The sequence below is a fragment of the Achromobacter sp. LC458 genome (genome assembly GCF_001005835.2).
Taxonomy (GTDB): domain Bacteria; phylum Pseudomonadota; class Gammaproteobacteria; order Burkholderiales; family Burkholderiaceae_B; genus Achromobacter; species Achromobacter spanius_B.
The window spans coordinates 1-2496 of record NZ_LBHW02000090.1; the positions used below are offsets into that span (position 1 = coordinate 1).

2 protein-coding genes are annotated in these 2496 nt (G+C 57.7%); both read left to right on the forward strand.

The window, feature by feature from the left end; translation table 11 throughout:
* On the forward strand, positions 1-1933 hold a 1933-nt coding region (locus YH64_RS29965; RefSeq protein ID WP_221935941.1), incomplete at its 5' end, for a hypothetical protein.
* 203 nt (positions 1934-2136) lie between these two features.
* On the forward strand, positions 2137-2496 hold a 360-nt coding region (locus YH64_RS29970; protein WP_370512790.1), incomplete at its 3' end, for a DUF6708 domain-containing protein.

Genomic DNA, 2496 nt, shown 5'->3' on the forward strand with positions numbered 1-2496 from the left:
AGCCTGCCTGGACGGCGGCCCCAGCGAAGCGCCCCCGGTTGGTGGCGCGGATCTTGGCCCCACGCAGCAGCTGTGGAAGGCCTTGCTCGAAAACCCCGACAGCATTCTGTACCAGGCGCTACTGGCCAAGAACGCCCGCCTGCTTGAAGGCCTGCGCCCGACCTTTACAGGAGGCTTCAAGGCCAATGATTCCGGCAAGCTGTATGCCGCCATCAAAGACGTGATGGCTTCGCAAGAAGGTGAGATGTATCTACGCAGCAGCGTAAGGGACGCGGCGGGCCAACTGCAAGGCGCGATGATCAACGCGATGACGGTGCTGGAAGCGCGAGCGCAAGAACGGCTTCTGCCCGTCGCGACGACAGTTCATCAAGCCGCCCTGCTGCTATACGAGCGCACCCAGCTGCTGCGAGTTCAGATCGAACTGACGCTGGGCGAGTATCAGGAATTACTCACTCAACAAATTCGCCAGCGATACGACAAGGCCGCGAAGGAGACCGGCAAGAAGGCCCGGGCGCTGATATTCAGCGGCATGCTGACCTTGCCCGGCCCGGCTCAGAACCACATATTCAAAGCCACGTTCTGGGTGGCGGATACAGCCGAAGGGTTGAAAGAAAAGCTAATTGCCGTGTCGGACGCTGGCGCAGACGCCATGGACACTGGCTGGCGCAGCGTGGTGGTGGGCCTTGGAAGTTTGGAACCTGAGGCACACGCGGTAGTCGGGCAACTACGAACCACGGCTGCGGATGCAAAGCTACGGGCGCATACGGCTTTTGTGGGTATGCGCGGGATGGCGAACTTGGACGTGGCGTTGTCCATGGGCGCGTTGTTTTTTCAACAGGACGGGTTAACACGCAGTTTGCAAGAGCTTGAACACAGGCTGGGCGACCGATACCCAGAAGCCCTCGCGGGCGTAGCCGCAAGCGCGATGGGCGTTATCGGTGTCGGCATCGAAGCCGCCGGCGTGGGATTCAGAGGTGTCACGCGGGCAATGGAAAAAGCCGCTATCGCCAAGCCGCACGCGGTGAAAGCATTGACGCTTAGTAAGGGCCTGATTCGTTTTGGCGGAGCCACGAGCGCGCTGTCGGGCGTGGTAGAAGGAGTGCAGTATTTCTTTGCCGCGTATAGGAATGGCCGCGCGGGCGACACCCCCGCAGCAATGCGACATGGATGGGCCGGAGGGCTTGCGCTAGCGAGCGGCTTGACTGGGAGCGCAGCCGCTATCTTCGGATTGACTTCGCTGACGGGCCCTTTGGGTTTAGCGATCGTATTCGGCCTCGTCGCTTACGCCGCCTCAAGTACCGCCAAGGAGCTTGAGGCCACACCATTAGAGCAATGGAGCAGGCGCTGCTATTTCGGCGTACACAACGAAAAACCACAGGTTTGGTGGAACAGCGCAATGACCGCCATGCATGTACCAAAGCACCGAAATCTCGAAGATGCCATAGCCAAATCCAACGCGGCCATCATGGATAGCGAAACGGCCATTGGCGCGCTGAATGCAGCCATTCTCGGAATGGGCATAACGGCAAAATTTCTCAGCAATCCTCAGCCGACGCTCGACATCCGAAGCGTAGAGCCGATTTGGTCTCAAGCATTCGTCTACCGCATCGATTTCCCACAGTGGGATAGCGAACAAGGTGCATATGCCATGTACGTGAGTCTAAAGGACTACAAGGGACAACACTTTGCAGTAGTGGACCAACACAACGCTGCGCCATTGGCTCATTTGTCGCACGACCGGCGACCCGCGAGCTACACGGTCGACGCCAACGCGACGCGCAAGCCAACTCAAGCGGAATCCACGATCACCGGCACGCTCACCCTTGCTTTTTTGGAACGCGACATTGAATCGGCAACCGTGCGCGCAATGTACTGGCCCGACAAGACGAAAACCGACCTTTTTGCAGAGCTGGTGGTAACTGCGATGCGCTAGCCGGTTGCTCTGACATACAAAACTGTCTCCGTTGGCAACCCAGAGCACACATCACAAGACATATGACAAATAAAAGATCCATATTGGACGCCCCTACACGAGGATGGCAGCGCGATTTGGCGATGCCGACCGATAGTGAACGACCCGCGATAAGGTCAGCCCCTTTACCGACGCTAAATGCGCTCAACGATACGTACTTGGAAGTGTCTCGTCGTGCCACGAAAATGCGCGGACTAATGCTGTTTTTGGCATTATTTCCTTTGGTATTCCTGCTGTTCTTAGTGTTCAATTTTGGCGATCTAAGCAGCCAATGGGAGCTCGGCTTGGCAGCCACGGCCGAGATGCTGGCTATTTACCCCTTTATGGCGGCCATGGCATACCACTGCATACGCATAGACACCGCCATCCCGCGCGACGAGCCGGTTCGTTTTAACCGTTTACGCCGAACCGTATACGTATACAGCTTTGAACACGTCTGGTGGAATCCATTCGCGAAATGGCAGGTCACCACGAAATCCTACGATTGGGCCGACCTGCGTGCCGAAGTCTGGCGGCAACGGGGA